30 protein-coding genes are annotated in these 26,291 nt (G+C 58.3%); 10 read left to right on the forward strand and 20 right to left on the reverse strand.

What is annotated here, in order from left to right:
* Positions 1 to 37: 37 nt before the first annotated feature.
* Positions 38 to 1,042, reverse strand: a complete 1,005-nt coding sequence (locus AC0V6O_RS13940) for a serine hydrolase domain-containing protein (RefSeq protein ID WP_486144929.1) — start codon at positions 1,040 to 1,042, stop codon at positions 38 to 40.
* 252 nt (positions 1,043 to 1,294) lie between these two features.
* On the opposite strand from AC0V6O_RS13940, the gene AC0V6O_RS13945 reads away from it, so the two are divergent.
* Together AC0V6O_RS13945 and AC0V6O_RS13950 are read left to right on the forward strand one after the other, a co-directional pair.
* A complete protein-coding gene (locus tag AC0V6O_RS13945; protein WP_486144931.1) occupies positions 1,295 to 1,936 on the forward strand; it encodes a TetR/AcrR family transcriptional regulator in 642 nt (213 codons plus the stop codon).
* A 2-nt stretch (positions 1,937 to 1,938) separates the two neighbouring features.
* Entirely contained in the window at positions 1,939 to 2,370 is a 432-nt protein-coding gene (locus AC0V6O_RS13950) for an MAPEG family protein (protein WP_486144933.1), read from the forward strand.
* A 1-nt stretch (position 2,371) separates the two neighbouring features.
* Here AC0V6O_RS13950 and AC0V6O_RS13955 read toward each other — a convergent pair whose 3' ends face one another.
* The 5 genes from AC0V6O_RS13955 to argB form a co-directional block, all read right to left on the reverse strand.
* A complete protein-coding gene (locus tag AC0V6O_RS13955) occupies positions 2,372 to 3,013 on the reverse strand; it encodes a MarC family protein (protein ID WP_472640828.1) in 642 nt (213 codons plus the stop codon).
* A gap of 8 nt (positions 3,014 to 3,021) precedes the next feature.
* Entirely contained in the window at positions 3,022 to 3,792 is a 771-nt protein-coding gene (locus AC0V6O_RS13960) for a hypothetical protein (RefSeq protein ID WP_486144935.1), read from the reverse strand.
* 115 nt (positions 3,793 to 3,907) lie between these two features.
* Complete coding sequence (folD, locus tag AC0V6O_RS13965) at positions 3,908 to 4,801, reverse strand: bifunctional methylenetetrahydrofolate dehydrogenase/methenyltetrahydrofolate cyclohydrolase FolD (RefSeq protein WP_486144937.1); 894 nt, start codon at positions 4,799 to 4,801, stop codon at positions 3,908 to 3,910.
* A 31-nt stretch (positions 4,802 to 4,832) separates the two neighbouring features.
* Complete coding sequence (locus tag AC0V6O_RS13970; protein ID WP_472640829.1) at positions 4,833 to 5,126, reverse strand: YggT family protein; 294 nt, start codon at positions 5,124 to 5,126, stop codon at positions 4,833 to 4,835.
* Positions 5,127 to 5,234: 108 nt separating this feature from the next.
* Complete coding sequence (gene argB, locus AC0V6O_RS13975) at positions 5,235 to 6,137, reverse strand: acetylglutamate kinase (RefSeq protein ID WP_472639895.1); 903 nt, start codon at positions 6,135 to 6,137, stop codon at positions 5,235 to 5,237.
* A gap of 251 nt (positions 6,138 to 6,388) precedes the next feature.
* On the opposite strand from argB, the gene AC0V6O_RS13980 reads away from it, so the two are divergent.
* The 7 genes from AC0V6O_RS13980 (at position 6,389) to AC0V6O_RS14010 (ending at position 10,139) form a co-directional block, all read left to right on the forward strand.
* Complete coding sequence (locus tag AC0V6O_RS13980; RefSeq protein ID WP_472640830.1) at positions 6,389 to 6,724, forward strand: BufA1 family periplasmic bufferin-type metallophore; 336 nt, start codon at positions 6,389 to 6,391, stop codon at positions 6,722 to 6,724.
* A 126-nt stretch (positions 6,725 to 6,850) separates the two neighbouring features.
* The gene (locus AC0V6O_RS13985) at positions 6,851 to 7,387 is read left to right on the forward strand and encodes a thermonuclease family protein (RefSeq protein ID WP_486144940.1); all 537 of its coding nucleotides are present in this window, start codon (positions 6,851 to 6,853) and stop codon (positions 7,385 to 7,387) included.
* Positions 7,388 to 7,486: 99 nt separating this feature from the next.
* A complete protein-coding gene (locus AC0V6O_RS13990; protein ID WP_472639897.1) occupies positions 7,487 to 7,885 on the forward strand; it encodes a DUF4870 family protein in 399 nt (132 codons plus the stop codon).
* Between the two features lie 261 nt (positions 7,886 to 8,146).
* Positions 8,147 to 8,563 carry a thermonuclease family protein gene (locus tag AC0V6O_RS13995; RefSeq protein WP_486144942.1) on the forward strand — a complete coding sequence of 139 codons (417 nt, stop codon included), beginning with the start codon at positions 8,147 to 8,149 and terminating at the stop codon, positions 8,561 to 8,563.
* Positions 8,564 to 8,602: 39 nt separating this feature from the next.
* A complete protein-coding gene (locus tag AC0V6O_RS14000; RefSeq protein ID WP_486144944.1) occupies positions 8,603 to 9,310 on the forward strand; it encodes a hypothetical protein in 708 nt (235 codons plus the stop codon).
* Positions 9,311 to 9,499: 189 nt separating this feature from the next.
* Positions 9,500 to 9,658 carry a hypothetical protein gene (locus tag AC0V6O_RS14005; RefSeq protein ID WP_486144946.1) on the forward strand — a complete coding sequence of 53 codons (159 nt, stop codon included), beginning with the start codon at positions 9,500 to 9,502 and terminating at the stop codon, positions 9,656 to 9,658.
* A 4-nt stretch (positions 9,659 to 9,662) separates the two neighbouring features.
* The gene (locus tag AC0V6O_RS14010; protein ID WP_486144948.1) at positions 9,663 to 10,139 is read left to right on the forward strand and encodes a hypothetical protein; all 477 of its coding nucleotides are present in this window, start codon (positions 9,663 to 9,665) and stop codon (positions 10,137 to 10,139) included.
* 285 nt (positions 10,140 to 10,424) lie between these two features.
* Here the strand turns inward: AC0V6O_RS14010 and AC0V6O_RS14015 are convergent, their stop codons facing one another.
* Together AC0V6O_RS14015 and AC0V6O_RS14020 are read right to left on the reverse strand one after the other, a co-directional pair.
* Positions 10,425 to 11,933, reverse strand: coding sequence for an anti-phage dCTP deaminase (locus tag AC0V6O_RS14015; RefSeq protein ID WP_486144950.1), 1,509 nt, complete (start codon positions 11,931 to 11,933; stop codon positions 10,425 to 10,427).
* Between the two features lie 78 nt (positions 11,934 to 12,011).
* Positions 12,012 to 13,061 carry a ribonucleotide-diphosphate reductase subunit beta gene (locus AC0V6O_RS14020; protein ID WP_472639903.1) on the reverse strand — a complete coding sequence of 350 codons (1,050 nt, stop codon included), beginning with the start codon at positions 13,059 to 13,061 and terminating at the stop codon, positions 12,012 to 12,014.
* A 266-nt stretch (positions 13,062 to 13,327) separates the two neighbouring features.
* Between AC0V6O_RS14020 and AC0V6O_RS14025 the strand changes: the two genes are divergently transcribed.
* Positions 13,328 to 14,752 (forward strand): GGDEF domain-containing protein, encoded by a 1,425-nt coding sequence (locus AC0V6O_RS14025; protein WP_486144952.1) that lies wholly within the window; start codon positions 13,328 to 13,330, stop codon positions 14,750 to 14,752.
* A gap of 23 nt (positions 14,753 to 14,775) precedes the next feature.
* On the opposite strand, the gene AC0V6O_RS14030 is transcribed toward AC0V6O_RS14025, so the two are convergent.
* The 12 genes from AC0V6O_RS14030 to AC0V6O_RS14085 form a co-directional block, all read right to left on the reverse strand.
* The gene (locus AC0V6O_RS14030) at positions 14,776 to 15,066 is read right to left on the reverse strand and encodes a hypothetical protein (protein ID WP_472639905.1); all 291 of its coding nucleotides are present in this window, start codon (positions 15,064 to 15,066) and stop codon (positions 14,776 to 14,778) included.
* Positions 15,067 to 15,110: 44 nt separating this feature from the next.
* Complete coding sequence (locus tag AC0V6O_RS14035) at positions 15,111 to 15,314, reverse strand: hypothetical protein (protein WP_472639906.1); 204 nt, start codon at positions 15,312 to 15,314, stop codon at positions 15,111 to 15,113.
* A gap of 36 nt (positions 15,315 to 15,350) precedes the next feature.
* Positions 15,351 to 15,698 (reverse strand): PilZ domain-containing protein, encoded by a 348-nt coding sequence (locus AC0V6O_RS14040; protein WP_472639907.1) that lies wholly within the window; start codon positions 15,696 to 15,698, stop codon positions 15,351 to 15,353.
* Between the two features lie 189 nt (positions 15,699 to 15,887).
* On the reverse strand, positions 15,888 to 17,948 hold the full coding sequence (locus AC0V6O_RS14045) for a ribonucleoside-diphosphate reductase subunit alpha (protein WP_486144955.1): 2,061 nt from the start codon (positions 17,946 to 17,948) through the stop codon (positions 15,888 to 15,890).
* A gap of 673 nt (positions 17,949 to 18,621) precedes the next feature.
* Positions 18,622 to 19,530: an alpha/beta fold hydrolase gene (locus AC0V6O_RS14050; protein WP_486144957.1), complete on the reverse strand. Its 909-nt coding sequence runs from the start codon at positions 19,528 to 19,530 to the stop codon at positions 18,622 to 18,624.
* A gap of 168 nt (positions 19,531 to 19,698) precedes the next feature.
* The gene (locus tag AC0V6O_RS14055; RefSeq protein ID WP_472639910.1) at positions 19,699 to 20,202 is read right to left on the reverse strand and encodes an energy transducer TonB; all 504 of its coding nucleotides are present in this window, start codon (positions 20,200 to 20,202) and stop codon (positions 19,699 to 19,701) included.
* A gap of 338 nt (positions 20,203 to 20,540) precedes the next feature.
* Positions 20,541 to 21,503, reverse strand: coding sequence for a TraB/GumN family protein (locus AC0V6O_RS14060; protein WP_486144960.1), 963 nt, complete (start codon positions 21,501 to 21,503; stop codon positions 20,541 to 20,543).
* A gap of 26 nt (positions 21,504 to 21,529) precedes the next feature.
* Positions 21,530 to 22,303, reverse strand: a complete 774-nt coding sequence (locus AC0V6O_RS14065; protein WP_486144962.1) for a hypothetical protein — start codon at positions 22,301 to 22,303, stop codon at positions 21,530 to 21,532.
* Between the two features lie 18 nt (positions 22,304 to 22,321).
* Positions 22,322 to 23,092, reverse strand: coding sequence for an AAA family ATPase (locus tag AC0V6O_RS14070; protein ID WP_486144964.1), 771 nt, complete (start codon positions 23,090 to 23,092; stop codon positions 22,322 to 22,324).
* Positions 23,093 to 24,682, reverse strand: a complete 1,590-nt coding sequence (nadB, locus tag AC0V6O_RS14075) for an L-aspartate oxidase (RefSeq protein ID WP_486144966.1) — start codon at positions 24,680 to 24,682, stop codon at positions 23,093 to 23,095.
* 134 nt (positions 24,683 to 24,816) lie between these two features.
* Positions 24,817 to 25,035 carry a hypothetical protein gene (locus AC0V6O_RS14080; RefSeq protein ID WP_472639914.1) on the reverse strand — a complete coding sequence of 73 codons (219 nt, stop codon included), beginning with the start codon at positions 25,033 to 25,035 and terminating at the stop codon, positions 24,817 to 24,819.
* Between the two features lie 243 nt (positions 25,036 to 25,278).
* On the reverse strand, positions 25,279 to 26,283 hold the full coding sequence (locus AC0V6O_RS14085; protein WP_486144968.1) for an MBL fold metallo-hydrolase: 1,005 nt from the start codon (positions 26,281 to 26,283) through the stop codon (positions 25,279 to 25,281).
* Positions 26,284 to 26,291 lie beyond the last annotated feature (8 nt).

Genomic DNA, 26,291 nt, shown 5'->3' on the forward strand with positions numbered 1-26,291 from the left:
CATTGCGGCGCATCGCGTCGACAGGGCCGACTGGCAGCTATTTCTCCGGAACTGGCAGGCTCTTTAGCAAAGCGGTGAGGGCCATAAACGCCCGGCGCTCGGCATTGCTCTTGTTGTAATTCTCGGTCTGAACAACCAGCACAGCGTCCATGTTCGGCACCACGGCGACGATATTGCCGCCATTGCCCTTCATCATCCACGCCGCTTCAAACCCGCGCGACGAGCGCAGCGGCATCGCCCACCACAACCTGCCATAATAGACATGTTCGCCGAGTTGATGGCGCGGGGTCAGCATGGATTTGATCCATTCGCGCGGGACAATCCGCTCGCCCTCCCAAACTCCCATGTTCAGCACCATCCGGCCGATCTTGAGCAAGGCGGTATCGCTGATCGTCAGCTGGCCGCCGGATTGCACCTCGCCGCTGCGTGAGCGCCGCCAGTCTGCGCCCTCGATCCCCAGTGGATCAAACAACCGCCGCTGGACATACAGATCGAACCGCTCGCCCACCGCCTTCTCCACCACCTGACCCAGCAGGAACACCCCCGCCGTGCAGTAGGAAAATGGTCCGTCGCCGTCTGCATCACGAGTGTATTCGCGCGCGGGCAGGCCGAGCGCGAAATCGCGCCAGATGCGTGTGCGATACATCCTTTCTTCCTGACCCGGCGAACGGCGCTTCCAATCGTTGCAATCAAGCGCGGATGACATCGATAGTAGGTCGCCAATGGTTATCGCAACGTGCGCCCCTTCGCGCGGCGAACCGAGAAAAGGCCAGACTTTCACATCAACCCCGGCGAGCTTTCCATCAGCAATCGCCGCTCCCACGGCGAGCGCCGTTATCGATTTACCAGCCGATTTAATATCAACCCGGTCGCCCAGTTCGCCTTTGTCAAAGCGCTTGCGATAGACAGTTTCGCCGTGCTGCTCAGCAGACAGCGCCCGGATCTTACCCAGATCGCCGGCCTGAATCTGCGCCTCAATCTGCCCAAGGGTCAGCTGCGCCAAGGGTTCGCTGCGGGATTGAGCGGCTGCGGGCGGTGGCATGAAACACACAAGTGCCAGGACAAATGGCCAGACGTGAGCAAACCCTGCCCGCAAACACTTTTCGAAATGGATCACGCGCCCTCCCAAACAGCTCCGGGATAGGGTTGCCGCCAAAAGCATGAATATGAGCGGAATGAAAGCGCGCGCAATCGTCAAAGCCCGGCGGTTGGCCCCGGGAGCTGAGCGCTTCTGCAACCTCAAGTCGCAGCTCAACACTGGCAGCCTGCCTCCAACCGAACTAAACGGTTACTTATGAATGTTCAGGTCTTTGCCACTCGTGGTGAGCGCACCCGCGCCCACATCGTCTCTGTTGCCGCCGGCCTGTTCTGGCGCCGCAATTTCCACGGCGTTGCCGTCGACGAGGTGGCCAGCGCAGCGGAAGTCAACAAAGCCACCATCTATCGCTATTTCGCCGACAAGCGTGATTTAGCCCTCGCCGTTGTCAAACAGCATGGAGCCGCCACTCTGGAGATGGTTTTCCAGTCCAGCGCGGAGCACAATGCAGCGCCGGAGGCCCGCCTCGCAGGTATTTATTACCATATCTACAGCGTGCATGCTGAACTTTGCGAAGAAGAGGGCGATGTGCACGGCTGCCCTATTGTTGGCCTCGCGCTGGAACTTGGCCAGGACATGCCAGAAGTGCGCGTTGAGGCGGCGCGCATATTCGACGCGGTCGAGGCGCATATGCGCGAAATCGCGGCGGATGCCATTGCTTCTGGCCATGCAGCAGGCGATCCAAAGATGCTGGGGCGTACGCTTACTCAATTGCTCCACGGTGCCTTCACTTCAGCGCGCCTCTCATCCGAACCAGAACGCATTCTGGACGCCGGCTACGCCTCGCTCAGCCTGATTGGCTTTCCCGAAACAGACATTCTTGACCCAAAGGCGAATTGATCATGAACCTGCCAATATACTCCGCACTCCTGGGTACTTTCCTGATAGTCTTGCAAGTCGGCTTAATGCTGAGCGTTGGCCTGCACCGGTCAAAAGGTCAGTTCATTGGCAATGGCGATGACCGCGATCTGGAGCGCAAGGTGCGCCGACATGGCAATCTGGCTGAAAATTCCGGGCTTTTTCTGGCGGTAATTGCCCTGCTTGAGATAATGGTGGGGCAAACCACATATGTCTTCGCGCTGTGCGTCCTGTTCGCCGTGGCTCGCGTGCTTCACGCGCTTGGATTTTCGTCGCTGGCAGGGTCGCACGGCGAAGACCTTTCCGGAGGCCGAAAAGTCTTTGCAGGAATGCGGGCAATGGGCGCGATGGGCACACTGCTAACCGCGGTAGGCCTGACCTACGGGATCCTTTCAAACTTGCCCGCGGCGGCCTAGCTTAGGAAATCGCCGAGCCGCCCAGCGCAAACGCACCGCGCAGGCCGTCGATCACATATTGCGCCGCAAGCGCCGCAAGCAAAACGCCGAGCAAACGGGTAATCACCGCCTCCACCTTATCGCCAAACACGCGCATCAGCGGACCCGCCGCTACCAGCGCAATGGCCGTAATCACGAGTACCAATCCAAGCGCCGCGAACACTTCGATGGTTTGAGCGGTTCCATCCGCCTCGTTCATCAGCAGCATGACGGCGGCGATCGCGCCGGGCCCAGCAAGCATCGGCATAGCCATTGGGAAGACGGAAACGTCCTCAATTTCTGGGTCGGCGCTGATCTTGTCGGCGCGTTCATTACGGCGCTGCGTGCGCTTTTCAAACACCATCTCAAACGCGATCCAAAACAGCATCAGCCCGCCCGCAATGCGGAACGAGTTGAGCTCGATATGCAAGGCCGACAGCAGATCTTCGCCAAAGAACGCAAAGATCACGAGAATGACGGCGGCAATCCCACTGGCCCGCAGCGCCATATTGCGAGCCTGGGCGGGTGTCGCCCCCTTGGTCAAGCCCGCATAAATCGGCGCACAGCCGGGCGGGTCGATCACGACAAACAGAGTGACAAAAGCCGATACGAAAAGTTCGGGCAACATGGTCCTTATTCCCTTGTCTCAAGCGCCAGGTTAAGAGACTCGTCATAGGCGGTCTGCCAGCTACCCTTGCTCAGATAGTCGAGCACAAACCGGCGGCGCGTATCGCTGTATTGCAGCCAGCGCCAACGCAAAGTGCCATCGCGCGACAGCTTTCCGCCCTCGGTGTAGCCATCGCCAATTGTCACAGGTGGCGGTGGCGGGATGGTCTCGCCGCGGCGCGAGCAATCGGCCACATCCGCGCGAATGGAATCGAGCGCGGTCACCACAATGTCGCCCTCTTGCGGAGCCTCGCGCGGTGGCGGCTGCGGGTTGTCTGGACCGAATACAAAATAGGAATAGCGATAGTCGTTCTCGGCCTGACGCTCCCACACCGCAATGTAATTGCCAACAATTCCGTCCTTGTCGCGGAAGCGCCCCTGACTGACAGCAGTCGCCCCATCACAGCTCATCCAGACACTACGCGTGCCCCATGCAGGAGCTTCGCTGGGATCATTGTTGAAGCCGCTAGCGCTGGCCACACTAACCAGGCCTTCTCCCAAATGGATTTGGCCGCCCAGAGTGGCGAATTGCTGCAACGCGGTGCGGACACCTTGCTCCTTGCCGGTGCGGGAAAATGCAATCTCGGTCGCAACAATACGGCTTGGCTGAGCCTCGCCCGGTGCACCGACGAGAGCGCGGTTGATGACTTCATTTGACGGACCGCGCTGCGGAGCGCCGCAGGCTGATAACGCGGCCAAGCCGGCCAGCACCAATGTGCGATTAAATGCGCGGATCATCAACTACTCCGTTCGTGCTGAGCCTGTCGAAGCACTGTCCTTATTTCTACACCGACGCTCTTGGTAACAGAACGGCCCTTCGACAAGCTCAGGGCAAACGGGATTTTTGTTTATGCTAAAGCCCCTCCGGCGCGGCAAGGTCCGCATTGCGATGTGCGGCGACCAAAGTGTTGCGCAGCAACACGGCAATCGTCATCGGGCCAACCCCGCCGGGCACTGGCGTGATCGCGGCGGCCACTTCGCTGGCCTCGTCATAGGCGACGTCGCCCACAAGTCGGCCTTTCTCCGCGCCGGGTTCTGGCGGCAATCGGTTAATGCCAACATCAATCACAGTCGCGCCATCCTTCAGCCAGTCCCTGCCAATCATCTCTGGCCGACCAACTGCCGCAACAACGATGTCCGCGCGCTTAACAACGCCTGCCAAGCCCTTGGTCCGGCTGTGTGCGATAGTGACGGTGGCATTGGCATCAAGCAGCAGTTGAGCCATCGGCTTACCGACAATGTTGGAACGACCAATGACAACCGCCTCAAGCCCGGAAAGGTCGCCCAGCCGGTCGGTCAACAGCATCATACAGCCCAGCGGAGTGCACGGGACAAAGCCCGATTGTCCAACCGACAGCCGACCAGCATTGATCACGTGGAAGCCATCAACGTCCTTATCCGGACTGATCGAGGCAATGATCGATTGCTCATCGAGATGGCCAGGCAGCGGCAGTTGAACCAATATGCCATCGACCGCTTCATCATTGTTGAGCTGATCCACCAGGGCGAGCAAATCCGCCTCGCTGGTATCGGCGGGCAGGCGGTGTTCAAAGCTTTCCATATTGGCGGCGACGGTCGCCTTGCCTTTGGAGCGGACATAGACGTTGCTCGCCGGATCCTCTCCCACCAGCACCACGGCGAGGCCCGGCTTGCGCCCGGCGGCTTCGGCAAATGCAGCCGCTGATGCGCCAACGCGCTCGCGCAATTTGGCCGCGAAGGCTTTTCCGTCAATTCGTGTGGCGGTCATTCTGGCATGCTTCCGATGAAATTGAGTGAGGTCAAACGCTGTTAATCACTGCACCCAGGATGATCAGGATAATTTGCAGCGTGATGATCAGCACAAGAGGCGAGAAATCAATCGCACCCGTTGCTGGCATGATGTTGCGTATCGGGCGCAGCACCGGGTCCAGCAGGCTGTTAATCGAGTTGTAGAACGACATCAGAAACTGATTGGATGGGCTCACCACGTTAAAGGCGAACAGCAGGCCAATCACAAATTGAATGATGATGAGCATGATCAGCGCGCTCGTGAGCAGCGAGACAATGTCGTAAACGGCGTATAATCCTTGCATCATTTGGTCTTTTCATTGGTGGGTGGGGCATCGCATGCACCACTCGGTTGAAGTCCCTAAGGCCGTATTACCCGACTAATACGCTTCATTCCAGCTTTAACAGTGGTTTTACGCGTGCACCAGCGTGCCAGCGCCGCGTGCTGTGAAGAATTCCAGCAGCATTGCGTGCGCCACCCGGCCATCCAGCACAACCGCCGCTTCACAGCCGGATTCGACAGCTGTTACGCAAGTCTCCAGCTTGGGCACCATGCCGCCTTTGATCACGCCGCTATCACGCAATGTGCCGATTTGCTCCGGATTGAGATCGGTCAAGAGTTCGCCATCTGCATCAAGCACACCCGCCACATCGGTGAGCAGGAATAAGCGCGCCGCGCCCAGCGCCGCCGCAATCGCGCCTGCCATCGTATCGGCGTTGATATTGTAAGTCGCGCCGTCTTCCCCGGCGGCGATAGGCGCGATGACCGGGATCATTCCGGCGGCAACAGCAGTGTCGATCACGCTGGTGTCCACCTCTGCCGGTTCGCCGACAAAGCCGAGGTCTACCACCTGCTCAATATGGCTTTCCGGATCGCGCGTGGTACGTTCTACTTTGCGCGCGCGTACCAGCCCACCGTCCTTGCCAGAGATGCCTAGCGCCTTGCCGCCCGCCTCTGCCAACCAGCCGACCAGCTGTTTGTTGATCGCGCCGGACAGGACCATCTCCGCGACCTTTGCGGTCGCTTCATCGGTAACACGCAAGCCATCCACAAAGGTGGTTTCAACGCCGAGCTTCTCCAACATCTCACCAATTTGTGGGCCGCCGCCATGGACAACGACCGGATTAATCCCGACCGCCCTGAGCAGCACAATATCTTCTGCAAAATCACGCGCAGCCTGAGGATTGCCCATCGCGTGCCCGCCATATTTCACCACAAAGGTGCGCCCGGCATAACGCTGAAAATAGGGCAGCGCCTCGATTAAGACCTGCGCCTTGGCGATCTCTTGGGCTTGCGTCTCGCTGGATGCGGTCATGGATAACGCTCTTCTTTGTTCAAATTTCGCGGGCGCCTCGAGGCTATTACAACCTCGGCGCTGAGCGCAGCGCTTAGCGGTTAACTCGCTCGCTGGAAAGCGCTGTGCAGAGCTGCAGCCACGCCAAATCGCACCTTCGGGCTTGCAATTGAATTGCATGGGCGCTTAGACCTCTAAAGCGCGGACTGCGAACTGCTCATGAGGCGGTGTATGCGTTACCCCGCCGACTGGAATTTCTGGAGGACAATATGATCACGACTCGCACTAAAGGTTCATTCACTCTCGCAATCGCAGCAGGCCTTGCCGCAGCATGTTCAGGTGGCGGTTCAGCCCCAGCTGCTGAAGAAGAGGCTGCGGCAACCACCGAAGCAGAAGCTCTCGCAGCGGCCGGTGGCGGCGAAAAAGAGAAGTGCTTCGGCGTTTCGCTCGCTGGTAAGAACGACTGCGCTGCAGGCCCAGGCACGAGCTGCGCTGGCACAAGCACCGAAGACTATCAAGGCAACGCCTGGACCTATGTTGATGCTGGCACATGTGTCGACATCGAAACGCCAAATGGCAAAGGTTCGCTGACCGAGATCACTGCCTGAGCTGGCGAATATCTGGGCAGAGGCCCGGATCTGATATGTATGAGGGCCGCTGGGAGCAATCCTTAGCGGCCCTTTGCTTTGGCAGGCTACGCTCGGGCTTTGCTTTGCCGCTTGCGACGCTGCTACATGGCGGCGATGTTCAAGCGACGATCAGACATTTCGCGCAGAAGCTGGTGGGCACCGGCGCGTGTGATTGTACTGGCCCTGGCCGTAACCGCGCTGTGGTGGTTCGTGTATCGCCCGCTGACCGCTGAGGGTGAATGGATCAGAATTGAGCAAGACTACGGCCTATGTGCCATGCGCAGCGATAGGGCCGTCCAAGGTTGCGTGATTGATGGCGATACGCTGGCGATCGGTTTTGGCGAACGAGCCCGACGGATCCGATTTACCGGGTTCGACGCGCCAGAACTGGACGGGGCCTGCGAGGCGGAACAGACGCGCGCCATCCAGGCTCGCGATTTCCTCCATACGTGGCTGAGCGACGCGGCGTTTGAATGGAGCGGCGCGGGCCAACCGCCCTATGACCAATATGGCCGCGAGCTGCGCGAGGTAAGGCGCAAGCAATCTAGCAATCGCCATGAGTACTTGGCTGAAACCATGATCGAGCGCGATCTTGCCGCCCCATCCGGTTGGGGCACAACCCCGCGCAATTGGTGCGAATGAGAGCACAGCAGCCTGCCTCTTCTCCCCCGGGTGCAGTTGCACAACCTGCACGGTTCGCTACGTAGAAGCATATAGACGCATCTCATGGGGGATCACGCAATGAACGATACCAACACCAACAGCCCGGAGCCAAGCTCTGGCAATCGTCAGCCCACGCCGCATAACGGAGGCTTTGACGCCAACCGCCCCACCATCATCAGCCTGCTCTATCTTGCTAGCTTTCTGACCGGGATCACAGGCATTGTTGGCGTTGTGCTTGCCCATATATGGCAAGGCGAAGATCAAGAGCCGTGGATGGCCTCGCACTTCACCTATCTCATCCGCACCTTCTGGATCGGCTTCGTCGCCTCGATCGTCGCAGGTCTGCTGACCATCGTGCTGATCGGCTTTCTGCTGCTTCCAGTCATCGCTGTCTGGGTTGGCGTGCGCAGCGTGATGAGCTTCCTGAAAGCGCAAAAGCAAGAGCCTATGCCAGACCCAGAGACACTGGCGTTTTAGGGCGCGCCCGACACCGCGCTGCTGGCAGCGCTTGACCCACGATCGGGGCCGGCCATGCGCTGGCCCCGTTTCGTATGCCGGCACAGAGTAGCGAAGCCACTCCTTCATCCCGCCTTCTCTGAACTCCCGGGTACGTAGCAGCCCTAAGGATTCGACCGGATAATGCCGTGAGCCTTGCTGGGCCATTGCATGGGGATGGCTCTCCGCACCCTCCCCTTTCACCTGGGTCTGACTTGCGCGTCCCTGGCCGCGTTCATGACCATGGCCTTCACTCCGTCGCTGAGCGGTATCGCCCAAGCCCAAGCGAGCGAAGTCGCCGACACCGAACGCGCCCACTTCCCGGTCTGCGTCGGCTCTGGCCGGATCACCTGCATCGTCGATGGCGACACGATCTGGTATCGCGGGACCAAGATCCGCATCGCCGATATCGATACGCCGGAGGTCTCCCGTCCCTCCTGCCCGCGCGAGGCACGCCTGGGCGGTGAGGCAACCGCGCGCATGCAGGCGCTGCTGAGCGCCGGACCATTCAGCCTGGGGCCAAGCGCCGATGGTCGCACGTCTGATCACTATGGCCGCGCGCTCCAGGTGGTGACCCGCAATGGCCAGAGCCTGGGCATGATGCTCGTCCGCGAAGGCCTCGCTGAGGAGTGGGGCGGGCCGCGCATCAACTGGTGCTGATCGGGTGGCGCGGGCCGCGCCGCGCTGATACCACGCGGTATGATCACCATTCTCAGATTCGCCGCGCCAGGCATCGCCGCCCTCTCGCTCACCGCCGCTTGCACCCAACCAGCCGAAGACGCAGCGCTGCCAGCGGCCGCTGACACTCAGGCTGAGTTCTGGGCCGCGCTCTCCAGCCATTGCGGCAAGGCCTATGCTGGCCAGCTCACCAGCGAGGACGAGGCGGATGCGGACTTCGTCGGCAAGGCCATGGTCATGCAGGTCCGCGAATGCAGCGATACGCGCATCGCCATCCCCTTTCACATCGAGACCCAGCCCGGCGTGTGGGACCGATCGCGCACCTGGCTGATCACCGGGACCGATGCCGGTCTGCGCCTTAAGCATGATCACCGCCACGAGGACGGCGAGGAGGACGAGGTCACCATGTATGGCGGCGACACCGCCAATGCTGGCACCGCCATGCGTCAGGAGTTCCCCGTCGACGCAGAGAGCATCGCCCTGTTTGAGCGTCCTCAGTTCGGCGACACGTACTGCGCCTCTGTGGTCAACATCTGGAGTGTCGAGGTCGACCCAGCGGACAGCGAGACGCCCACCTTTGCCTATACCCTCAACCGCCCGATCCGCATGGCCCGTGACAAGGGCAATGATGGCTCCTGCCCGGGCCGCTACATGGGCCGCACCTTCCGGGTTGAGTTCGACCTGACGAAGGAGGTGGAGGCCCCGCCCGCCGCCTGGGGCCATGTGTAGGCGCACGCTCCGCGCCAGCGCACCCGCACTCGGTTCGTCGCGGCTAAGCCACGCTTGGAACGCCTGGAACACAGTCTTAGCGCTTAAATCCAATCGATCACAAAGCGTGCCTTTGATCGCTTTTTCCGATTGAAACTGCACGTGATCCATCCACGCTGTGTACCCGCGCAGGGCCCCTGTAGGAAAGCAATGCTGGCGACCCGATGCCTCGGTTCAGCGGCCCCAATCGTCCGAACCGCCCTCGTTAAAGGTATTCTCGTCACCGCCGCACAGACAGAGCTGCGCACGACCTATTCGTCATCGGGCCTGTGGTGTAGCGTGAAGCGTGCGCTAGGCCGCGAAGGATGATGCGATGGCAAAGGTAAACGCATGCGATGTGCTGGAGGGCAGCCTGCTCGCCGAATTTGGCGGGCCGGATGATTACCGCGATTGCTTTGCGCGCGCGGTGCCGGGCGAGGTGACGCTGGCGGCGTTTATTGAGCGGTTTTATTGCAGCATGGCGTTCCGGCCGGAGCGGCTGGCGCTGGGCCTGATCGGACGCGGCGCGAGCAATGCAGATGCGGCAAAGCTGGCGCGCGGCGAAGCGCAGACCTTCGCGGCGTGGAATGTGGTGGATCGGTGGGAGACTGATGCAGAAGGCTTGGTCGCGGAGCACGGACCCGCAGGGTCCGCAAGCCCATGTGGGCGCCCGCAGGCCCGAGAGGGCCGAGGAGATCGCGCGCCGGATGGCGTGCGGAACACAAAAAACCGCAAATCCTCTTGCGCGATTTCTCTGGCGCAACCGCGAGCTGGCTGTCGGTTCAACCCGGCGAGGGCAGCACGGTTTTGATGTTTGGCAGCTGGCTGACCCGGCCCGACCGCCCGCTCGTCAAAGCCGCGATCCCGTTTCATGTGTGGTATTCTAAGGTGCTAATTCGGCTGAAATTCTAAGAAACAATCAGTTAGAGACCTGCACGCCGCAGATCAGCAATTAGCCTAGCGCGCGACTCTTCAACCTTCTGTTTTGATATCTTCTTTTGTTGAAGAAATGCCTCTTGCGGGTTTGAGATAGGCAGAAGCAGGCTTAGTTGCTTTTCACGCTTTCCGCTAAATGACATTTGCCTTGCTCCCCTCGTCACGCATTAAGTTTATCGATCACGATATTCTCTGTAGTAGTATACGAGTCCAGTGGACTTGCGAAGATCGGCTTAGCCTGTGCAGGATTCATCTCAACGAATTTTCCACCAATTTTACGCTCCCGGCCAGTGCTAGAAAACAGGCGCAGAGAGGTTTTCGGAGCGAATCCCTCATACTGAAGAAACCTGACTTTCTTGTCTTCTGTTTCAGAGAGGGTGATGGAATCGCTATGCAGATCTAACGCTAAACTTTTTGAGTATGGCTCCACATAGAAAACCGTAGTTACTCCAGCGGCAACGATGTGGCGGGCGCAATTGTGGCATGGGAATGTAGTCGTAAAGAGTGTTGCTCCCACGGTTGAACCATTTCCAAGCCTTGCCACCGATACGATCGCCTCCATCTCTGCATGGACAGATCTGGAAAACTCAATCAAGTTTGCAACACCGCCATCCATAGTCCGTTCGACAATGTCAGGCGCATCTTTTTCAGTAGTCTTCACAGCCGAAGCAATTTGCTCGGCAAGATCCTTTTTATGCTTGTCGTTATGGCACTCCTTGCCCTGCCAACGGAAACAACGGTTATCCGCCTCCTCTTTCTCAGCGTACAGTCCGCCCCCAAATTTAGGGACATCGTTGCAACCGACACCGAGTAAGTCGCCAGCGCTATCGTAAATTGCGGCACCGACCTGTCGCGAAAGGCAAGCCGATCTCACTGCAGCTGCAGCAGCCTCCATCATTCCCTTTTCATATTGGGTGGGCGTATGAAGTTTAACGCCAAAAATAGTCTGTGTGAAACGTTCAACTGGCGCGCGAATATCATCAATATTCTCAGAGGAATTTCTTATAAAGAAATTTGCTTGATGCGCAGTCTTACTAACCTTTTGCCCAGCCTTAAGCTCTTCATCGTAGTCACGCCTCATGGCGTATCGGGCTGCCTCTTGATCCATACCAGATCGCTGTAGCCTGGCTAAACGAGTGTCTTCTGGCGCAAAAACACTGACAACCCACAGCAGGTCACCATAAACTTGGCGTAACTTCTTTAGTTCAGCAGGATTTTTCAATGAGTCGAGAAAGAACACTCGTCTCGCAGGAACCACAACTCGAACGCCGTCTACGGTATTATACCCGTCACGCTGATCACGCTCTATAGCAATACGCTCAATAGCGCGGTCGACAATGTAGTCATCGCCAAATTTCTTACGCAGTTCATTTCCTACATTCTGATAGCTGTCCACCCTTTGGTCTGCCGTAAGGCTATCACCAATCTCAAGCGACACTTCTGCCGCATGATCTTTAATAATCGAGCTAAGGGTTATCCTAATAGGAACGTACCCATACTCATCTTTAAGAAGCGCAGCCATGTCCGTCGCTACTGAGGTACACCCAGAGCCTACAGGTCCAACTAGCGCTACTATCAACTCTTCGCTTAGTCGGTCATCAATACCTGCAAATTTTGGCTTCTGTTCTGCACCAGCTTTATCGTTTGCAGCGCTTAGCGCAGGACTCATATTCCCTCCCCCAAATTATAGTATTAATTTGGAAGAGGGGTTTTGTTTGTCAAGTAATAATGGAATGTAAGTCCGCAATCACTCCGCCGCTTCGGTTTCTCCGAACATATCCGGGCCGCCTTCATCCGCTGCCTCTTCGTTCGCCGCGTTCGCTTTCTGGCGGTTGTCGAAGCTGGACCACACGGTGTTCCAGTCGCCCTTGGTCGCGCCTTTTGAATATTCGGTCGCGCGGGTTTCGAAGAAGTTTGCGTGCTCAACACCGTTCAGCAGCGGGCTGAGCCATGGCAGTGGGTGCTCATCGATCATGTAGATCGGCTGAAGGCCCAGCTGGCCCAGGCGCCAATCGGCGATGTAGCGGATGTACTTCTTGATTTCCTTCGCGCTCATCCCGTTAACCGGGCCCATTTCAAACGCGAGGTCGATGAACGCATCCTCCAGCCGCACGGTCTTCTGGCAGACATCGACGATGTCTTCCTTCACCGCCTTGGTCAGGCAATCACGCTCTTCACAGAAGGTGTGGAACATCTTGATGATGCCTTCGCAGTGCAGCGATTCGTCGCGCACGGACCAGCTGACGATTTGCCCCATGCCCTTCATCTTGTTGAAGCGCGGGAAGTTCATCAGCATCGCAAAGGACGCGAACAATTGCAGCCCCTCGGTAAAGCCGCCGAACATGGCGAGCGTGCGGGCAATATCCTCGTCGGTGTCGACGGTGAATTGCTGCATGTAATCATGCTTGTCGGCCATTTCCTCATATTCGAGGAAGGCGGAATATTCGCTTTCCGGCATGCCGATCGTATCGAGCAGGTGGCTGTACGCCGCGATATGCACCGTCTCCATATTGGAGAATGCGGTGAGCATCATTTTGATCTCGGTCGGCTTGAACACGCGGCCATATTTGTCGTGATAGCAATCCTGCACTTCGACGTCGGCCTGAGTGAAGAATCGGAAGATTTGCGTGAGCAGATTGCGCTCATGCTCAGTGATCTTTTGCGCCCAGTCGCGGCAATCCTCACCCAGCGGCACTTCCTCTGGCATCCAGTGGATTTGCTGTTGACGTTTCCAGAAGTCGTAAGCCCACGGATATTCAAACGGCTTGTAGGTCTTGCGGGCTTCGAGCAACGACATGTGGTGTTCCTTAGATTGGTGTTCTTTGGCTCTTATAGGGAATCAAACTACGAAACCGAAGGCAAGGAGGTTGATTCATGCGGGGATAAACCGTGCAAAATGTGAGTCGAACCGTGTGGGGGCATCCGTCCTCTTCCGCGGCCTTGCAGCCCATGCAACGGCCCCGCGCGCGTCTGGTGCAAGTGCCGCCATCTGCGCATATAAAGTGCATAGCATATTACGCGATACTAACCCAGAATTAAGCACCTCTTGCTAGGCGCGCGGTAATGGGTGTTTTACGGCAATTCTTTCCAGCACATGATGGGCTGGTGCGCGCAGCAAGCAAGGCTGCTGGCTCGGATGCGGGCGGCCATGCTGGTGCAGCGCCTGCTCGCGCGCCTCAAACACTGCCTGCGGCCACCTTTGCGCCCGCTCAAGGCAGCGGCGATGCGCCGGCCAGCGATACAGACACCAGCGGGCCGTATCTCGACGCGGCGGCGCTCGACACGGTCATCCGCGATGGCTCTGCCGAAGGCTCCTGGCCATTGCCGATCCGCCAAAGCTATGCGCGCGAGACCGTGGCGCGGCAAAAATCTGACCATCGGTTCTTGTTCGTTCTCGGGTTTTTGATCGGGCTTGCTACGATCCTGCTTGATCTGATGATCTACCCGGCAATAGCCGCCGAGGGGGCCTTTTTAAGGGCAATTGTAATCATTCCCATCACCGCTCTTGGCCTGGTGGCGGGCGCGCGCGGATGGCACAGGCTTATGTCGGTATGCTTGGGAATAGCCCCGATCGCATTTGTCGCGGTGATCGTCCATCTGGCGCTACAAATGCCGACAGAAAATACCGCGCGCTATCTCACTGCCACGGGACTTATCATTGGCATCGCCAATATCGTCTTTCCGTACTCCATGCGCCAGTTGTTGGCGTTTAACGCCGCCTTTATCAGCGCCGCATTTGGCATGGTGATGCTTGGCAGCTCTGATGGTTTTGCGCACTATCTAGACTACCTCGCCCTGCTGTTCGTGGTGAGCGGCGCGACTCTGCCGCTGGCATACCGGATCGAACGGCTGCGCCAGCGAAATTTCCTGCTCAGCCTACGTGCCTCCGAAACATCGCGCGAGCTGACTTTAGCGAACCGGGCTTTGCGTGAATTGTCAGAGCGAGACCCGCTCACCGGGATGGGCAACCGGCGCTATTTTGAGCAGGCCTTCGCCAAGAAGATCACACCGGCGGGCCAGGCCGATGATGCGGGCGCCATGCTCTCAAGTGGCCGTATCGCGATCATGATGATTGATCTGGACAGCTTCAAACTGTTCAATGACACCAACGGACACCGGGCGGGCGATCAATGCCTGCTGCTGGTCGCGCGCGCATTACAGCGCGTATTCAGCGATAGCGATGGAATTGTCGCGCGCTATGGCGGAGAGGAATTTGTCGCTGCCATTCGCGAACGCGCACCCGGCGATGCCGCGCGCCTGGCGGAGGAGGTTCGCCATGCAGTGGCGACCATGAAGCTGCCTGCCAATGTGAACAACACCTCGCGCATTACCACATCGGTGGGCGTAGCGCTGTCGCCAGCCACAGCCACGCTGCCGCGCGAAGATCTGATCGAGATGGCGGATGCGGCGCTTTACAATGCGAAGCGAAGTGGCCGTGACCGAATTGAAGTGGTCGAGGTTGCAAAGCCGATGCGCCTTAGCGCTTGATGGCCACGCGCCGCATGGCTCGCCTAGTCAGAGCGGCGGCTCTTTGATCCGAAGAAACTGCCCCCGCCCAGCACTGTGATGCCAAGGAAGAAGCCAAAATCATACCAGGCGCCTTTATTGGGCACGGCGTAGACGGCAATGTCCGGATTGAACAAAGACCCTATCCAGGCCCATGGAAAGACGAACCCATGCCATAGGCCCCACAGGAAACCGGGCGTTCCTTCATCACTGGCGACCCCGGCATCAATCTGGCTGGCGCAGGCGGACAGCAGCACAATCAATCCAGCCGCGGTGAGCACGCGCAGCGGGCTCATGATAGTCCCGCCTCAATTCCAATCCAGATCTGTGGTTGCATCGCTCAAAAAACCTCGATTGCGCCAACATCCGGCAAGACAAATTTCAAGATAACATAGGCCAGCAAGGGAAGCGAAACGGAAGCGAGCATCATCAGATTGACGACATTATCGCGCATCATCCCGCGCGCTCGCATGAACATGAAAATCGGAATGTCTATAATCGCGACAAACAATAAGAACCCAGGCAAAACAATATCTAAGCTCATTTTATCCTCGCGCGGCTTGGGCGGGTAATGCGGCGTCTAAACAAAGCGGCGGGCCGATCCGCCCCTGCTTTCGTCGCGGTAAGCCTTTGCCGCCGCGTTCCAATCCGCCGCAGCCAACGCGGTGAAGACACGGTCTGGCAATGGTCGGGTGAAGGCCAATCCGGCATTGCCGCCAATTTGCCAGGCGACCTCGGCCAGATGCGGACCGGTGCCCGCGATATACAGGCGAACATATTCGCCGAGCTTAAGGCGCCCCTGCCGGTCGTGGATCATGCAGCCGCCAGCGGACAAATCCTCAAGCTCCACATCCCACTGCATCCCGCGCGATGTGCGGTATGATCCAGTGGCGTTGAGCGGGACACGTGTAGATTGCCGGGTTTTCATAGCGTTAGGCATACAACCATGAGTTTGATGCAAAGAAAAGCCCCTATGCACAATTGCTTGATATGAAGGGCGAATGCGGGGCGTGGATCACCCAATTGAATGTAAAGTCTCTGGGCGAAAACGCCATGAAAAAGCCCCCGAAAGCGTGACGCTCGCGGGGGCCTTTATCATTGAATTGACTCTGCGAACTCACTGGCAGCTGAGGCACTCATCATAATCTGTTTCTGGCACACCCAGATCCGCCTTCAGCTCAATCTCTGGTGCGTCGGCGGTGTTGTCCGCCTCCACTCCGCCGGCAAAGCCTGCGCGCTGGATTGATTTGGAGCGGAGATAATAGAGCGATTTGATGCCCTTCTCCCACGCCTGGAAGTGCAGCTGCATCAAATCCCATTTCTCGACATCGGCCGGAATGAACAGGTTCAGCGATTGCGCCTGGTCGACATAAGGCGAACGGTCCGCGGCGAATTCGAGCAGCCAGCGCTGATCGATTTCAAAGCTGGTTTTGAACGATGCCTTTTCTTCGTCGGTCAGGAAGTCGAGGTGTTGGACGCTGCCGCCCTTCTCCAGGATCGAATTCCAGACATTGTTGGAATCCTTCGACTTCTCACGCAGCACTTTTTCCAAATATGGGTTCTTCACAATGAAGCTGCCCGATAAGGTTTTGTGCGTGTAGATATTCGCTGGGATCGGCTCGATACAGGCACTGGTGCCGCCGCAAATGATCGAGATCGACGCGGTCGGTGCAATCGCCATCTTACAGCTAAAGCGCTCCATCGCGCCCATGTCGGCCGCATCGGGGCAAGGCCCGCGTTCCTGCGCCAGCAGCATGCTCGCCTCAGACGCCTTGGCCTGAATATGCTTGAACATTTTGAGGTTCAGCGCCTTGGTCATGGCGCTTTCAAAGCCGAGCCCCTTCGATTGCAGGAAGGAGTGGAAGCCCATGACACCCAGACCCACGCTGCGCTCGCGCTCTGCGGAATATTTGGCGCGGGCCATCTCGTCCGGTGCGCGGTCGATGTAGTCCTGAAGCACGTTGTCGAGCATGCGCATCACGTCTTCGATGAACTGCTTGTCGCCGTTCCACTCATCCCATTTTTCCAGGTTGAGCGAAGACAGGCAGCACACAGCCGTGCGGTCATTGCCGAGGTGGTCAATGCCGGTTGGCAGAGTGATTTCGCTGCACAGGTTGGAGGTTGAAACCTTCAGGCCCAGATCGCGGTGATGCTTTGGCATCATGCGGTTCACCGTGTCGCTAAACACAATATATGGCTCACCGGTTGCCAGGCGGGTCTCAACCAGTTTCTGGAACAGGCTGCGGGCATCGACTTCGCCGCGCACTTCCCCGGTCTTTGGCGACTTTAGGTCAAACATGTCGCCAGAACGGACCGCTTCCATAAATTCGTCGGTCAGCAGCACGCCGTGGTGCAGGTTCAACGCCTTGCGGTTGAAATCGCCCGATGGCTTACGGATTTCGAGGAATTCCTCAATTTCCGGGTGCGATACGTCGAGATAGCATGCCGCAGAGCCGCGTCGCAGCGAACCTTGCGAGATCGCCAGAGTGAGGCTGTCCATCACCCGCACGAACGGGATGATACCGCTGGTCTTGCCGTTTAGGCCAACCGGTTCACCAATGCCGCGCACATTGCCCCAATAGGTGCCAATGCCGCCGCCTTTGGAGGCCAGCCAGACGTTTTCATTCCAGGTGCCAACAATGCCATCGAGGCTGTCTGACACAGAGTTCAGATAGCAGCTGATTGGCAGGCCGCGCGAGGTGCCGCCGTTCGACAGGACCGGGGTTGCCGGCATGAACCACAGCTTTGAAATATAATCATACAGACGCTGGGCGTGATCCTGATCATCGGCATAGGCATCGGCCACGCGGGCGAACAGGTCCTGGAAACTTTCACCGGGAAGCAGGTAGCGATCGATCAGCGTCTCTTTGCCGAACTCGGTCAGATTGTCATCGCGCGATGAATCAGTTTTCACGTCGAACCGGCGATCATTGACCTTCTTGCTGTCAGGCTCAGCCGCAGCTTTTGCCACTTCCGTCATCGCGCCAGCCAAGGCCTCGCCCGCTTTCGCGGCGACCAATTCTTCGCTGCCTCTATCGTCTGCTTGCATATCCATCGCCTGCTTTTCGGTTGCGCTGCCTTCGCCTGATGATTTGGCCTCTGCTGGGGCCACGTCAGTCTGCTGGTCGAGACCGTCGGTCACACCCATGGCTGCATCGTCTCCGTTCCGAAAATCCATTTATCCTTGCCCCGCTTATGCCTCGCAGTGGTTTTATCCTTACCCATGCGATGTTCTTTATGTGTTCGACTCGGCAGGACGTGTCCCACCTAGCATTAAAAGTACCCCAGGGCGCGGATTACTTATCCCCGCTACCCACAGCCCCAGCCGCATTTTGCCCCATCTTCAGACCGAATCTGCCCCCATCGCAGATATGGTGTCTGCACCTGACTTTAACTAGGTCTTGTGGGTGTCCTTGCGGCAAGAACCACTAAATACTGAATCAGAGGGGCCTCAGACGCAAGAGGGTAAATGTAAATTTACCATGTCGATCGGCTCAAACGGCTGGTGTGTTATATCGCTGCAACGCCGCGACGCGCCGGAAATGCTAGGGTCGTCAAACGCGCAAGCCCTAAAATGAATCTGCGAAAAAATTTTTGCGGGCAAAACCGTGATGAAGACCCTTTGAATCATTCGAATCGAACCGCGCAATTTTTGAATATGCCTGAGCCTGCAGTCGCAAAATGATGCAGGCGTCCCTGATCATGAGGGCGAGCGAGACGCAATGAACAGATCAGCGCTCCAGCGCAGCTTTGGCGGACCGGTGTTGAAGCGCTCTTTTGGCGTGTCGGCGGTGGCCAGCATCGCATTGACCGCTATCAATCACGGCTCATGCGATTAATGCGTCCTGACCCTAAGCCGCGACCGTTTCACCGGCGCTGGCCGACGCAGCATGCTCGGCGATCTCTCCCGCGATCTGATCAATCAGCGGCACCGGCAGATCGTGGCCCCATCCCGGGATCGTCACCAGCTTTGCGCCTTTAATCGCCGCAGCGGTTGCGCGGCCACCCTCGACCTTAACCAGCGGATCATCCTCGCCGTGCAGCACCAATGTCGGCGTGCTGACACTGGCCAGCCGAGCAGTGCGATCGCCATCGTCAATAATCGCGGCAAGCTGGCGCGGCAGGCCAGCGGGATAGACGCTGCGCTGGACCCCGGCGCGCACTCGCTCACGCTGCCAATCGGGATCGGCGCGGTAGCCGGGCGAACCAATCGCCTGCACGACCTTCATCCCGTGCTCGATCAGATACTCTTCCTCCATGGAAGTCAGCGGCGCTGTGAGTGTTTCAATCGCCTGCTTGTCCGCCTGAGGCAATTTGGGATCGCCCGTGGTGGAGAAAATCGAGGTTAGCGAGAGCAGCTTGTGCCCATGATGCACCGCCATCAATTGCGCGATCATCCCGCCCATGCTTGCGCCAACCACATGTGCCTGGTCGATGCCTAAGGCATCGAGCAAGGCCGCGCCATCATCGGCCATATCTTTCAGCGTGTAAGGCACCTTTGCGGGCCAGCCGATCTTTGCGCGCAGCACCTGCCACACCACGCCGGGCGCCTTCGCACCTTCAAATTTTTGAGACAAGCCAATGTCGCGATTGTCATAGCGGATCACGCGGTGCCCCTTGGCCACCAGCGCCTCAACCAGCTCAATCGGCCACAAGGTCATTTGCGCGCCCAGCCCCATCACCAGCAACAAGGGTGGATGGCCCGCTTCGCCATGCTCTTCGTAAAACAGTTCAATTCCATTGGCGGTGATGCTGGGCATATTGGGTGTTTCCTCTCATTCTTACGAATGACGATAACACGCGATTCTGCCCGGGCAAGATGACGTAAGGGAAGCCAAAGCCACGCACCGCAACCCGCCCCTTGTTTTGGCAAGAGGCGGGCGCGGGTCATGCCGCCGAGGCGGCAACTGAGAAAAGCATCAGGCCACTTAAATCCCGACGGTGATGAATTCGCGACTCTCATCGGCCGAGGCCAGGCGGGTGCGCTCTGACTTTTTGAGTTCGGCGGCCAGCCGATCATGGATATGGGCATTGTCAGCAAAGATGATACTGGCCAGAAAGCGCGCCTTCGCCCGGTTCGCCACGGGCACTTCGTCCAGCGTGTCGAGTTTGCGCACCGCGCGCTTGGCCAGCCGCTCAGCGATCCAATTGGCGCCGCTCTTGTACAGCTTTATATTATCGGCCCTGCCGTCTTCGCCCAACGTAAAGCTGACCTGGACGATACCATTGTTGGGCCGAAGCCTTGCTGAGCTCGGCCTATGCGAGAGTGCACGGTTTAGATCGCGCGTTGTCTTCTCTCGCCACTCCGCCATCGCAGGCTTGGATTGAACAACGATGGGCTCATCACCGCCTGCCAGTGCGGGGGTAGCGGCAGGCAATGACAGCATCAGCGCAAATGCGCTGCTGGCGGCTAGTTTGGTAAGGGAATTCATTGGATCATCCTCTATAAGGTCTCTGGATGATCGGCCTTGAGACCGTCAGCGCCGAGCACAGTCCCAACACTCGTGCAATGGCATCTTTGGTCGATCGGACGCGGCGGATTTGTGCTACTCAGCGGGAAGAGAAAAGCACAGGGGATCTTCCGCTCGCGTCCAATTGCAAACTGGAACAGGGTTGGGGGCAACGCAATTGCCGCTCGCTTAGTGGGCGATCAGGCTGGACGAACGACGGCTGTGATCGGCGAGCGGGGAATATGGACCGACGAAGGGAAAGGCGTCTTATCCAGGGCGGCGGGGGTACGCAGCGCGAGACGGCGGTCCGGCAAGCACGTTCAAGGCCGCCAGTCAGGCCCAGCGACTGGGAAGCCTTCCGCCTCCAGTTGATCGAGAACGCCGTTCTCCTCAGCCAGCACGCGCAAGGGAACGACCGCCAATGTGACCCCCGTCTCGCCGCCAGCCTCGGCAATCATACCAGTCCATTGGTCGCGGATTTCCGTGCCCAGTTCTTGATCCGCCCACGGCCAGCATTGGCCCAGCGCAATCTCCAGCGGGTTCGCCATCACGGCGGGCACATCAAAGCTGCGCCAATCATCACCGCGTTTCTCAATCAGCTCTGGCCCGATTTCCGTCGCCGTCATCGCCGCCTCCAGACACGGGATGTGTGAGGCAGGCTCTGCCGCGGCCAGATCATCGAGCAGGTCTTCGCCGCGAAACCGCTGAGGCCGGATAATTGGCACATCGGCCTTATCCGCCGCCTTGCGCACGATGTCAGTCGCATCTTTAGTAGTTTCATCATCAAAATCGAGCCGCCGCGCGAGCAGGTCAAACGCCGTCATCAAGAAACTGCCGCGCGCGTAATCCTTGTCATAAGTCGTCTCCAGCGCGCTCAGCCGCGCCAGCTGCGCCTCATCGAGATAATCGGCCGCGACCGATTTCTTGGGCAGCTTGGTAAAGCTCCCGCCGCTGAAAATCAGGCGGAAGACATCGCCCGGAGACACCTTGGGCTGGGCGCGGATGATCACGCGCTGCGCCTCTCCAGCGACCTCTTTCAGCCGATCAGGTTGCCACGGCGTCGCCTTGGGCACGGCGGCAATCTCGCCGACCAAAATGATAGTGCCGCTTGCCGTGTCGATCGTCCACATCGGCGCACCGGAACGCTGAGCGGTAACGACGATTGAATTGGTGGTGCTGGCGGCGCCCAGCTCGGCCTCGTCCTGCGCCTGAGCCATCAAGGGCTCACCCGCGATCATGGCAAGCGCAGCGAGACACGCTGCCGATCCCGCAATACGCTTCATAAATAGGGGCCTTCCGATTGACGCGGCTATTCGCTGATATCGGACAGATCAACAGCCTTGAGCTGAACAACGAATGAAGTCATGCCGTCTTCCTCTCCGCTGGTGCAATTGATCCGGATCAGCTTGCCCGACCCGCGGCCCACGGTGAAATAATCGAGCACTTCATCAGGCTTACAATCAGCAACCGGCAATTGCCGTTCTGCAAACATTGCACGCGTCGAGATGGTCGACAACCGAGGATGGTCGGCCACATTGCGCACCATAGAGCCATTCAGTTCGGACAAGGTTATCGCCACCTCGTCCAGCGTGATCCGATAGTCTGTGTCTGCGCCATAGCTGACCGTGATGGCGTCTGCGCCCAGAGCAATTTCCGGCGTGATCCACTCCGCGCTGACGGCGGCGGCCCAGGGAATTGCACTATGTTCTGCCAAAACCTTATAGGGGTTTTCCGGCTCTAGCCCTTCGTCTCGGCGCGTTACAAAATCGAGCTGATCGCCGCGGTCATCATATTCGCGAAACTGCGTGACCCGGTCGAGCACCCAGCTTGTCTCCTCGCCCGTTTCAAGGTCGACGCGCACCAAATGGCTTTCGACCCGCAGGCTTTCATGCAGGCCGAGATTGTCGGTCGATGTGCGGGTGACGAACAAATGCGTATCGCTGACGCCGAATGGCTCTTCGCGAATGTCGATAACATCGGGCGGGGTCGCGAGCGCAGGCTGCGCGGCGAAGGTGAGGGTTAGGGCGGCGAGCGGAATGGAGAGTTTGCGGATCATGTTCATAGTAGAAGTACGCTTTTGCATAGACGGTTGCTGCCTCGCTTACTCGATCATCGCCTCGATCGTTTCGCGCGGGTAGTTTATAAACTCGCGATAGATCCGAAAATGCTCAGTGTCTTCTAGTGTAACAGGCTGAAGCCCAAACCGATTGATCTGCCAAAGTTCGGCATCGGGAAGCGCCATTAGTATTGGGGAATGAGTCGCCATAATTACCTGAGACTTCCCTTCACGCTGCATCCCTCGAAGGACTTTGAGGAAGTCGAATTGACGGTTGGGTGAAAGCGCGGACTCAGGTTCATCGAAAAAATAGATACCTTGCTGGCCCAAACGTTCACTGAAGAATTCCAGAAAACCCTCTCCGTGTGAAAGAGAAAGATAGTCGGCCGTTGGTGAATTAACATCATCAAGATATCGAGCTACATCGAAGAAAGTCTCTGACCTAAAAAACCAACCTTTCTTCATTTGAGGAAGCCAGGAGCACTTCAACAGCTTACCCAAATCGGCACCATCATCACCAGAGGCGTGAGAATTGGTCACCGCACTCATTCCAGTCGCTCCGCCTTTATCACTAAACCCGCAGGCGTGCGCGACAGCTTCTAGAATGGTCGATTTTCCCGAGCCATTTTCGCCAACGATAATGGTAATGGGATTATCGAAACCAATATCCAAACCGGCATTCTTTACTAACGACAAGTTGAGCGGATACTGATCCCAATCGACCCAATCCGGCCATTCCTGTTCGTCTTTCTGAGGCAACCAAACTCGCTTCAAAAAAGGCGGAAGCAAAGAAGTATCACGGCGCCTGCGAGCCATCTAAGGCACCAGCACCGTATCTTGCGGCACTTCGTCCATCTCCGGATAATCGAGCGTGTAGTGGAGGCCCCGGCTCTCGTGCCGCGCCAGTGCGCTCCTTACGATCAGCTTGGCCGCCTGAAGCAGATTGCGCAGCTCAATCAGGTCGGTGGTGACGACAAAACTGCCGTAGTAATCCTCAACCTCCTGGCTCAGCAGATCGATCCGGTTGGCCGCGCGCTCTAGCCGTTTGGTGGTGCGCACGATCCCGACATAGTTCCACATGAAGCGGCGGATTTCGGTCCAGTTTTGCTTGATGACAACTTGCTCATCGCTGTCTGCCACGCGGGTCGCGTCCCACTCTCGGATCGCAGGCGGCTGTGGCAGGTCAGCCCATTTGGACAAAATGTCTGACGCCGCTGCTTCGCCGTAAACAAAGCATTCCAGCAGACTGTTTGACGCCAGCCGGTTCGCGCCGTGCAGGCCGCTTTCGGTGCATTCGCCCGCCGCCCACAGGCCGGGCAGGTCGGTGCTCGCATCCAGCCCCACGACCACCCCGCCGCAGGTGTAATGCTGGGCCGGGACAACCGGGATCGGCTGGCTCGTCATATCGATCCCAAGCCCAGTCAGCTTTTCATCGATGGTCGGGAAATGCTCGCGCACAAATTCCGGCGGTTGATGGCTGATATCGAGGTGGACATAGTCGAGACCATCGCGCTTGATCTGATCATCAATCGCGCGCGCCACGACATCGCGCGGGGCCAGCTCCATCCGTTCCGCATCGTAATCCGCCATAAACCGGTGCCCAGTTTCCGGGTGCAGCAAATGCCCGCCTTCGCCGCGCACCGCCTCTGTGATCAGGAAGTTTTTGACCTCCAGATTATACAGACACGTCGGGTGAAACTGCATCATCTCCATATTGGAGACGCGGGCACCCGCACGCCACGCCATCGCGATGCCATCGCCGGTTGCCCCGCGCGGCGCGGTGGAAAATTGATAGACGCGCCCCGCGCCGCCCGCCGCCAGCACGGTCGCCCGCGCAACATGGCTTTCGACCTCGCCAGTTTCCTCGTTGAGAGCATAGACGCCCCAGACATGGCCTGCGCCGGAATAGCTGGTGCGGTGGCGATCCGTGATAAGGTCAATGCAGGTCCGCCCGGCCAACATGGTGATGTTCGGATTGGCGTTCGCAGCGTTGAGCAGCGCCTCTTGCACCGCCCAGCCGGTCGCATCATCAACATGCACGATCCGCCGATGCGAATGCCCGCCCTCGCGCGTCAAATGCAGATCGCCGGAATCCTGGTTGAACGGCACGCCCAGCTCAACCAAACGGTCGATGCTCGCCGGCGCCTGCTCGATCACAAACTCCACCGTCTCACGGTCGTTTAGGCCGGCGCCCGCCACCATCGTATCGCGCACATGGTTTTCAAATGTGTCGCCCGCATCCAGAACGGCGGCGATCCCGCCCTGTGCCCACGCGGTCGATCCGCCGGTCAGCGAACCCTTGGCCAGCACCAGCACGCGCTTGGTCTCTGCCAGCGCGAGCGCAGCGGTGAGGCCCGCCGCGCCAGAGCCGATAACGATAATGTCATACACCTTACGTCCAGACAAAATAATCCTCCGCCCAGGTGGAGCGTCCAAGTGCGGCGTCTATCTGCACGCTATCCCAGTTGCCCAAGCTGGTGAGAATAGGAAGGCTACAGTGCTTAAGCGAACCGTTGACCAACGATGGACGCCATATACTGTTATTTTTCCTTTTGCTTTTCAAGATTGTCAATCATTTTGGTTGTGATTTGGGACCACCCTAAAAACATCCCGATGCCGACACAAATGATTGGGAACCAAGTGGTAAATTCGCTACCGGTAATCGCCAGAACAACACCAATAATCGCTGCAATGCCCGGAACTATCCTGAGCTTTCTCATCAAAACCGCGATTTCCTCGGGTGATTTTTGTTCTGCCATCAATTTACTCCTAAACCGTTTCGCTGACGAGCGCGCATAGCGGGCAAGTCCATTCCTCAATAACGTGTCGAACCCGTTTGGCTAGTTTGCTGTTACCGTATGGTTTCATAAGAGTTTCATAGTGGTAACAACGCGACCAGTGACCTTAGACTCACCTATGGGATAAGATGTCGTCAGTCATTGGGCCTAATGGCTGTCCTACTGCGGCGCTGTAAGCCTACAGCTTAGCCCGCGACAAGACGATCAAAGCGCATAGCAATCGAGATCTTCAGCGACGCTGACGGGGCCAGAGTAATTCTTGGCAATCGCGGCGAGGCCATTTTCCAGATCATCCAACGACCGCTTCATATTATGGGTTAGCACCACGCGCGCAGGCGCCACTGCGCCCGCCAGCTCGCCAATTTCCTCTGGCGTGCGGTGCAGACCGCGCGGCTGGCCCGCCTGACCATTGATCACATGATGCGCGAACAGGATCGTGGGTTTGCTGCCGATAAGCTCGCTGGCAAAGCGCTCGCTTTGCGCGCTTTGATCTCCGGTGATGACAAAACTTGCCTCGCCCACTTCCACCGCAAAGCCCAGCGCCGGGGCGGCGGCATGGTTCACCGGATAGGCAATTACCGAATAGTCGTTCGATACGTCCAGGCCTGCGGGTGCGCCCGCGCCTTGATCGGCCGCGATATCAGTAACAAGCAGCTCGCGCTTATTCTCGCTGCCATCGTCATAACCGCCGAGATAGGCGAAAGCGCCGCCATCTTTGGAAAGCAGGCGATCCAGAAATTCGCTGGTGCCGGGGAAGCGTTCCGCGCCGTCCGGCCCGTAAACCAGCAGCGGCAAGCCGGGGCCTTCAAACCCGCCAGTGTTCAGAATGCCTGCAAGGCCGCCAGCATGGTCCCCATGCAAGTGGGTGAGCAATATCGCATCGAGCGTGGCGACCTTGCCGCCTGCCTGAGCGAACCTCAGGAAACTGCCGGGTCCCGCATCGATCAGCAGCCGCGCCTCGCCGTCGATCCACAGCAGGTAGCTGGTGCCTGCACGGTCTGCCTCCGCAATCGGTCCGCCGCTGCCCAGCACTTGCAAGGCGGCGCCTTCGCTGGGGCATTTGGCAGGCTGCTCACCGCGCGGAATATTGGTGGCCACAGCAGTGATTTCAGCAGTGGAGGCCTGAGCATCGCTGCCGATGCTGGCCAATGAGCACGCACTGAGCGCGAGAGCCGCCAATGCCGTGCTGGTCGTTCTCAATGCGTGCATCCCAGTTC

The sequence above is a fragment of the Erythrobacter sp. JB2-19 genome, from assembly GCF_057365005.1.

Coding starts and splice junctions, on each gene's coding strand:
- AC0V6O_RS14025 (WP_486144952.1), top strand. CDS start 13,328: ATGGGTGTTTTACGGCAATTCTTTCCAGCACATGATGGGCTGGTGCGC.
- AC0V6O_RS14020 (WP_472639903.1), bottom strand. CDS start 13,061: ATGTCGTTGCTCGAAGCCCGCAAGACCTACAAGCCGTTTGAATATCCG.
- AC0V6O_RS14055 (WP_472639910.1), bottom strand. CDS start 20,202: ATGAATTCCCTTACCAAACTAGCCGCCAGCAGCGCATTTGCGCTGATG.
- AC0V6O_RS14035 (WP_472639906.1), bottom strand. CDS start 15,314: ATGAGCTTAGATATTGTTTTGCCTGGGTTCTTATTGTTTGTCGCGATT.
- AC0V6O_RS14000 (WP_486144944.1), top strand. CDS start 8,603: ATGATCACCATTCTCAGATTCGCCGCGCCAGGCATCGCCGCCCTCTCG.
- AC0V6O_RS14065 (WP_486144962.1), bottom strand. CDS start 22,303: ATGCAAAAGCGTACTTCTACTATGAACATGATCCGCAAACTCTCCATT.
- AC0V6O_RS13950 (WP_486144933.1), top strand. CDS start 1,939: ATGAACCTGCCAATATACTCCGCACTCCTGGGTACTTTCCTGATAGTC.
- AC0V6O_RS13995 (WP_486144942.1), top strand. CDS start 8,147: ATGGCCTTCACTCCGTCGCTGAGCGGTATCGCCCAAGCCCAAGCGAGC.
- AC0V6O_RS14005 (WP_486144946.1), top strand. CDS start 9,500: ATGCTGGCGACCCGATGCCTCGGTTCAGCGGCCCCAATCGTCCGAACC.
- AC0V6O_RS14030 (WP_472639905.1), bottom strand. CDS start 15,066: ATGAGCCCGCTGCGCGTGCTCACCGCGGCTGGATTGATTGTGCTGCTG.
- AC0V6O_RS14040 (WP_472639907.1), bottom strand. CDS start 15,698: ATGAAAACCCGGCAATCTACACGTGTCCCGCTCAACGCCACTGGATCA.
- AC0V6O_RS14060 (WP_486144960.1), bottom strand. CDS start 21,503: ATGAAGCGTATTGCGGGATCGGCAGCGTGTCTCGCTGCGCTTGCCATG.
- AC0V6O_RS13960 (WP_486144935.1), bottom strand. CDS start 3,792: ATGATCCGCGCATTTAATCGCACATTGGTGCTGGCCGGCTTGGCCGCG.
- argB (WP_472639895.1), bottom strand. CDS start 6,137: ATGACCGCATCCAGCGAGACGCAAGCCCAAGAGATCGCCAAGGCGCAG.
- AC0V6O_RS14010 (WP_486144948.1), top strand. CDS start 9,663: ATGGCAAAGGTAAACGCATGCGATGTGCTGGAGGGCAGCCTGCTCGCC.
- AC0V6O_RS14080 (WP_472639914.1), bottom strand. CDS start 25,035: ATGGCAGAACAAAAATCACCCGAGGAAATCGCGGTTTTGATGAGAAAG.
- AC0V6O_RS13970 (WP_472640829.1), bottom strand. CDS start 5,126: ATGCAAGGATTATACGCCGTTTACGACATTGTCTCGCTGCTCACGAGC.
- AC0V6O_RS14070 (WP_486144964.1), bottom strand. CDS start 23,092: ATGGCTCGCAGGCGCCGTGATACTTCTTTGCTTCCGCCTTTTTTGAAG.
- AC0V6O_RS13945 (WP_486144931.1), top strand. CDS start 1,295: ATGAATGTTCAGGTCTTTGCCACTCGTGGTGAGCGCACCCGCGCCCAC.
- AC0V6O_RS14045 (WP_486144955.1), bottom strand. CDS start 17,948: ATGGATTTTCGGAACGGAGACGATGCAGCCATGGGTGTGACCGACGGT.
- AC0V6O_RS13985 (WP_486144940.1), top strand. CDS start 6,851: ATGGCGGCGATGTTCAAGCGACGATCAGACATTTCGCGCAGAAGCTGG.
- AC0V6O_RS13990 (WP_472639897.1), top strand. CDS start 7,487: ATGAACGATACCAACACCAACAGCCCGGAGCCAAGCTCTGGCAATCGT.
- AC0V6O_RS14050 (WP_486144957.1), bottom strand. CDS start 19,530: ATGCCCAGCATCACCGCCAATGGAATTGAACTGTTTTACGAAGAGCAT.
- AC0V6O_RS14085 (WP_486144968.1), bottom strand. CDS start 26,283: ATGCACGCATTGAGAACGACCAGCACGGCATTGGCGGCTCTCGCGCTC.
- AC0V6O_RS14015 (WP_486144950.1), bottom strand. CDS start 11,933: ATGAGTCCTGCGCTAAGCGCTGCAAACGATAAAGCTGGTGCAGAACAG.
- folD (WP_486144937.1), bottom strand. CDS start 4,801: ATGACCGCCACACGAATTGACGGAAAAGCCTTCGCGGCCAAATTGCGC.
- AC0V6O_RS13940 (WP_486144929.1), bottom strand. CDS start 1,042: ATGCCACCGCCCGCAGCCGCTCAATCCCGCAGCGAACCCTTGGCGCAG.